We start from the raw sequence: 6,571 nt of genomic DNA, 5'->3' as shown, positions 1-6,571 counted from the left end.
CCTATAACTCCTTAAAAAACAAAAGAGTTTTTTATAAAAGTAAAGCTAAAATCCATTTGTAAAAAGTCATAGCATCACTTATATAAAATTATTGCCAAAACTATTCATTTTAATGCATAAAATAAAACAGTCTTGGCAAAGATAAAATCAAGATATTTAGTTGTAAGTTTTATCCAGTTTAATATTTCTTGTCAGATTAGAGATGAACGATTCTCTCTAAAGCACAAAGTTATTTACATTCTCCACCAAAAAACAATATTCGCTGCTAACTTTTAGTTTTGAGGTGCAAAAAATTAACTTAGTGCAATGAAAGTGCAATCCAAAAATAAAAAAAGCTCAAAACCCTTGGTATTAAAGTGTTTAAAGCTCTCATCCGATTACTCCCACTCTTCATTTTATATTATCAGATATATGCCAAAGCTTTTAATTTAGACATTTTTAGACCGTTCAATCTCGTCCTGTTCGTATGGTTTGGGTACATTTATAACTTATTTTACCCGTTCCAGTCCCAGTTCCATCTATTTAACATTTAACAGGTTAATTGATTAGCTTCTAAATACTATTAACCAGTTTTAAATACATAAATCAACTCTGTCTACGATGCATACATTAGTAGTTCTCCTCATAATTATATTAAAGTAGGTCTAATAGCTCAAATAACCATGTTCTTTTTGTGTAATTAAATCCATTGAATAGTCATACAAATTATCATAATGAAATATTCTAATTCCTGTTTTTTTCTCCTCATTTCTTTTTAGCCAATATGTTCTCTCAGAGAAGTTTTTTCTTCTGCCAGCAACCACTGCAAAATGAAACCTAGATGAATCATATTTGTAAAATTCTTCAGGTAATGATTTATTCGTTGATTTTTTAAACACATCAGTTAATGAACTAAAATTTGAATCTAACCACACTTTCCAATCATTAATTTGATTAATTCCTTTTCTAAATGCTTCACCATAGTTCCCATCAGCTAATGTAATGTTTTTATTCGGATGCTCCATCTCCACAAAAACAAATTGATAACCACCAGAAGCTAATCCAACTAATAAGTAATCAGCCCTGTATAAACTCCCTAATTGGAACTCCGGAAATATATATAAATTATGATGTCCAAAATAAAACTGACCACCTTTCAAAATTGAGCCAATTACATGATAAAGTTTATTTTCAACAATTAAACTTTTAATTGATAATTCTGTTGCAGTATTTTTGTTTATCTCTTCAAGATATAATTTATTCAAAGTATTCATTTCTTCATATTCATACAAATCAAGAAAATCCATGTAATTATTTGGAAATAAGCTCTTGTAATGTCTAACAGCCTTTGGATATTCGAAATTCATAGAAGAATTATATACCTCAAGCTTTCCTAGTTTTTTTGAGTTCCTTTTCGTCACTACTTCTTTTTCAACTTCTTCATCCTTTGTTAATTTAAAATAGTCTCGATTATACAATCCTGCCAAATACTTCACCACCTTTACTTATGTCTAAATATAATATGAATATTAGTATTTTTATGAAGTAAAACAATGTTGTTTCTCACTTCTACTATTTAAATAACTCCTCTAAATAACCATCTTTCAGCATCTTCAAATTAAACACATACTTTACATGTCCAAATGCTTCTAGTAATGGCGCCTTAGCAGTATTCCAACCTTGTCCATCAGTAACCCATACAAAATTGATGTTTTTACCTGGTTCAGATATTAAATTATTTAACATAATAAATTCTCCAGCAGTTGCTTTTAATTTACTTCCACCGCCACCATAATAGTTTGTTTCTATTAACCACAGTCTATTTGTTTTTCTACAATAAACCGCCTCATCAAACCTTCTAGCTGATTTATCAACTTGAATATCAATGCCCCAATTATTTTTTATAAAGTCTGCTGTTGCTTGGGATTGGTGTTCTATTTCAAGTTTTTTAGAAACTTTTACAATATTTCTATTTAAAATTTTTTCCATTGTTGTTCCACTACGATTTTTCCTAGCATTACTATCTAGACCAGCCTCAATCCCATAAACATAATCAACTAATGATTTATTAGCATCATGTTCTAAAAAATTTAAAAGTCCTGATTCTTCAGCAAAATCCACATATGATTCTAGATTATCTGTATCTATATTTACAAAATCCAACTTATAAAAATCCATATTATCTTCTTTGTCAATATTCAAAACATCTAGCATCTTATCCCTACTAGCTATTAAACTAGGTAAGGCCCTTATTAAATCTGGCTGTTTCTTAAATAACTCTAAAGTTTCCCTATATACATCATCTTTTCCTATTAAATAATTTAAGGTATTTAATTCTAGTTCATATTTTCTAGTCTCACGAGTTACCTTTTCCCAATTTACATAATAATCTGGTGTCCTATTTGTTATAGATAAGGTTTCCATAAAATAGGCTAAACGTTCAACTGCATTTTTATTGATATAATCAATATAAGTAATTTCTCTCATTACACACTCTCCAATCTTTTTACGGCTATTTCTAAATATTCTTCAACATTGTCTATCCCAATATAACGTCTACCAAGACGCTTTGCTACAACACAAGTAGTTCCACTCCCCACAAATGGATCTAGTATTAGATCATTCTTTTTAGTTGATGCTAAAATAATTTCTTTCAATAAGTATTCTGGTTTTTGTGTTGGATGCTTACCATGTTTCTTTTCACTTGGCTTTGTTAAGGCTCCTTTCCAGACATCCTTTTTCTGCTTATCACCATTTCTTTCTTTCATCAAATCATAATTAAAGTAATGCCTAGCTGATTTTTCATTCTTTCTAGCCCATAGTATAGTTTCTGTTGAATGCGTAAAGTATCTACATGATAAGTTTGGTGGTGGATTAGTTTTTTCCCAGGTTATGTTATTCAAAATTTTAAAACCTTCCTGTTCCAAAGCCATGCCAACTGAATATATGTTATGTAGTGAACCTGAGATCCATATTGTTCCATTGGGCTTTAAAACCCTTCTTGCTAATTTTATCCATCCCCGATTAAATTCATGCTTTCCCTCAAAAGAATCAATCTTATCCCAATCACCTTTATTTACAGAAACTACCTTTCCTCCACTACAAGAAATTCCATCATTGCTTAAAAAATAAGGGGGATCAGCAAAAATCATATCTATACTTTCTTCTTTCATTTGCTCTAAGAATTTAAATGTATCATCTTTTATTAAAAATGAAGTACTTTGTTTATCATGATAAAAAACCTTTTCCTCAAAAATCAAGTGTCTTTTCTCCATATTCCTACCCCCTTATAATTAAACTTTTAATTTACCAATTTGAACTTCTTATAATAAGTTCATTAATTTGCCCACGTTTGCTTGCTTTTGAATTTATCATCCTATTTGCTTTTACAACCCTTATGTCTATATTAGGTATATTAGAATATAGCTCATGAATAAGCTCAACATCTGAATTAGAAAGCATAACATTAGCACCTCTCTTACTTAGTTCTATAAAGATATCTCGCAAACGTATCTGATCAGATTCATCAAAGCCTTCATTTGTATAGGAAGTAAAGCTACTTGTAGATGATATTGGTGCATATGGAGGATCAAAATATACAAAATCTCCAGAACTAACTGTTGATATTGCCTTCTCAAAATCCCCCTCAAGTATATCTATATCATTACTATTTAAATATCTACTGATATCGTACAATAAAACCTCATCCACTATTTTAGGATTTTTATATCTCCCATAAGGAACATTAAATTGATTTTTTAAATTTACCCTATATAAGCCATTGAAGTTTACCCTTAACATATAAAGTAAACGAGCTGCTTTTTCTGTATCTGTCATCTTTTCTATTCTTCCATCCCTATCTGTAGCCCTTAAATCAAGATAATAATCTTTTGTATTATTTTCTTGATGAATCTTAAGTATCTCAATTAATTCCTTTACATTATCCCGAATCTCTCTATATGCTAAAATTAAATCTGTATTATAATCATTAATAGTTGCTTTACATGGGGTTAATTCAAATAATAATGCGCCACCACCTACAAAAGGTTCATAGTATCTATTAAATTGCTTTGGCATTAAATCTATTAGTTCTGGTAGTAACTGTCTTTTCCCGCCTGTCCATTTAGTGAAAGGTTTTAATTTTACTCTTGTTGTTGTCATTACTTATCATCCTTTTATTTATTGCGTTATTTAGTTCCCTGTCTTGTCTTACTTTTGTCATTTATATCTTCTTATATTCCATAATATCTTCTATCTCACAATCTAAAACATAACAAATCTTTGCTAAGGTAATTAAATCTATCCTCTTAACTTTATTATTACAATATGAATTAAGCTGAGTTCTTTGAAGATTTGCTTCTTTTTCTAGCTTGTTTTTACTTATATTCTTCTCTTCCAAGACTTCATTAATTTTAAAAACAACTCTTCCAAAATCTTGCATATTTTTATCTCCTTTAATTAATTGAATCATTAATGTTATTATATCAGACTTGCATTCTTTTTACATCTGTAAGATGTTTTAAATATATTTTCTCGCTAGGATATTCTGAATTTTTATCATTTCTCTTGATATATCATCATTTTCTTTTTTAAGATCTTCTATATCTTCCCTATAGATTACTCCTGTAGTGTTTACTCTTTTTGCAATCTGATTAAGGTTGTTTGCATTCCTCCCAATAAAGGTCTGTATCTTCCTAAATTCATTCATATCTATTACAAATATAGGAGCTTCCAAGACACATTTTCTTATAAAATGTCCCATTGATTTTAATTTACTAAGTTCGAGTTTTTTCTTAAAAATTTCTTTTTCTTCTTTAGTCAACTTGATTTCAATCCTTTCATTCCTGTATCTATTGGCCATAATATCTTTCCTTCCTTTTATATTTTTAACTAGGGTCTTAGGGGGAACCCCTAAATCATTCTGATAAGAACAAGTAAAAAATTTGATTTGAAGAAAGCGAACCATAAGGTCCGCTTTCTCAATTTTTCGTAAGTGTCCGTACACTTACTGTGCTTGCTCATATACTAATAGTATAGGAACAGCTTTAAGCATGTTTCTAAAAATGAACCTAATCATCGATGGTATAATGAAAGTACTAGGGATGTAATGGGATTGTTTCATGTGCTTGCTGGGTTCCTATAAGGATAACTCTTTTAGTAGACTCCACCCTCATTCTATCACCTATCATCTTTTCGGTTGGTTAGGTTCATTTACTGATTACCTGGATAAATCGTGAGCCTGGTGTGGTTTTAGAATAATAGGGCATCCCAAATAGAAGGAGGTAATAACTATGCCAAACAAATTAGTTGCTGGAATAGATATCAGCAAAGCTTTTAGTGATATATGTATTTTATCACCAGAAAATGAAATTATTGTCCATACTAAAATCAATAATGATTATGAGGGTATGAAATCTATTGATTTAACTTTTAAAAAGTTGGAAACAGATTATAATACTCAGCTAGTAGTTATTATGGAGGCTACAGCTCATTATCATCAATTATTGGCTAATTTTTTTCGCAAGCTTGATTATGAGATTATTGTTATTAATCCAATCCAAAGTAATGCTATAAAAAATATTAACATCAGAAAAGTAAAGTCGGATAAAACCGATGCATACAATATTGCACTACTCTATAGGCTTAAAAATTATAGTGAAACCGAAACCCATGCAGATATAATTATTAGTATCAAAAAACTTTGTCGCCAACATAAAGAATTGACTGATGAAATAGTTGAGCATATCAACCGTTTAACAGGTTTTCTAGATACATCCTTCCCTGATTTCAGAAAGGTTTTCACTGATTTACAAGGAAAGACAGCCTTAACTATCCTTGCAGAATATCCAACAGTAACAGCTATTTTAGATCCTGAGTTAGATAAGGCAAAGATAATCAATCAAATCAAAACTATCTCCCATAAAAGCGAATCTTATGCTATTAAGAAATATGACAAGCTTTATCAAGCTGCTAGAAACTCAAGTGAAATTTGCATTTCTAACCTTAGTACATCTATTCTTATACAAACTACAATAGCTGTTATTTTTAGCTTACAAGAAGCTTTAAGGGCTATTGACGATGAGATAAGCAGACTATCAATTGTAGACGAGCAATTCCAAATCAATGTAAAGCTCCTGCAAACAATTCCTGGCATAGGAGAATATACAGCCTGTGTTTTATTATCAGAAATAGGGAACATTGAAAACTTCTCTAAACCTAAACAGTTGGTGGCTTTTTTTGGATTGGATCCAGGTGTATCGCAAAGTGGAAGCTATAACAGAAAAAACAATAAGATCTCAAAAAGAGGCTCCCCTTATGTTCGTACAATTCTTCATATGTTAGCTAAGGCCAATGTATATTCAAATCGTAACAGAGAATATCCAAACCCTGTTATGCGAGATTATTTTGAAAAGAAAATTGTAGATAAACCCTATAAAGTTGTTATGTGTGCTGTAATGAGAAAGATGGTACAAATTATTTTTGCGGTTCTTAGAGATCAAAAACCATTTGAATTAAGAACACCAGATGACCATCAAAAGATGATTCGTCTAAATAACAAACAAGCAGCTTAGTTTTCAAAATTACACATATA

Annotated in this window: 7 protein-coding genes; 1 reads left to right on the top strand and 6 read right to left on the bottom strand. The window is 30.3% G+C overall.

Features of this window, described 5'->3' with window-relative positions:
* Positions 1-644: 644 nt before the first annotated feature.
* From FYJ83_RS18985 to FYJ83_RS18960, 6 genes are all read right to left on the bottom strand, one after another.
* A complete protein-coding gene (locus FYJ83_RS18985) occupies positions 645-1,466 on the bottom strand; it encodes a Shedu anti-phage system protein SduA domain-containing protein (RefSeq protein WP_154443064.1) in 822 nt (273 codons plus the stop codon).
* 85 nt (positions 1,467-1,551) lie between these two features.
* On the bottom strand, positions 1,552-2,466 hold the full coding sequence (locus FYJ83_RS18980; RefSeq protein ID WP_154443063.1) for a type II restriction endonuclease: 915 nt from the start codon (positions 2,464-2,466) through the stop codon (positions 1,552-1,554).
* Positions 2,466-3,254, bottom strand: a complete 789-nt coding sequence (locus FYJ83_RS18975) for a DNA-methyltransferase (protein WP_154443062.1) — start codon at positions 3,252-3,254, stop codon at positions 2,466-2,468. The genes FYJ83_RS18980 and FYJ83_RS18975 overlap by 1 nt, the downstream gene beginning before the upstream one ends.
* 31 nt (positions 3,255-3,285) lie before the next feature.
* A complete protein-coding gene (locus tag FYJ83_RS18970; protein ID WP_154443061.1) occupies positions 3,286-4,140 on the bottom strand; it encodes a DNA adenine methylase in 855 nt (284 codons plus the stop codon).
* A 61-nt stretch (positions 4,141-4,201) separates the two neighbouring features.
* Complete coding sequence (locus FYJ83_RS18965) at positions 4,202-4,420, bottom strand: helix-turn-helix domain-containing protein (protein WP_154443060.1); 219 nt, start codon at positions 4,418-4,420, stop codon at positions 4,202-4,204.
* Between the two features lie 78 nt (positions 4,421-4,498).
* The gene (locus tag FYJ83_RS18960; protein ID WP_268233542.1) at positions 4,499-4,945 is read right to left on the bottom strand and encodes a plasmid mobilization protein; all 447 of its coding nucleotides are present in this window, start codon (positions 4,943-4,945) and stop codon (positions 4,499-4,501) included.
* Positions 4,946-5,270: 325 nt separating this feature from the next.
* Between FYJ83_RS18960 and FYJ83_RS18955 the strand changes: the two genes are divergently transcribed.
* A complete protein-coding gene (locus FYJ83_RS18955) occupies positions 5,271-6,551 on the top strand; it encodes an IS110 family RNA-guided transposase (RefSeq protein WP_154443058.1) in 1,281 nt (426 codons plus the stop codon).
* The last annotated feature ends 20 nt before the right edge of the window (positions 6,552-6,571 follow it).

Source organism: Tissierella pigra (genome assembly GCF_009695605.1).
Taxonomy (GTDB): Bacteria; Bacillota; Clostridia; order Tissierellales; family Tissierellaceae; genus Tissierella; species Tissierella pigra.
The sequence above is the reverse complement of the archived record's forward strand: the minus strand, read 5'-3'. Positions and strand labels throughout refer to the sequence as shown.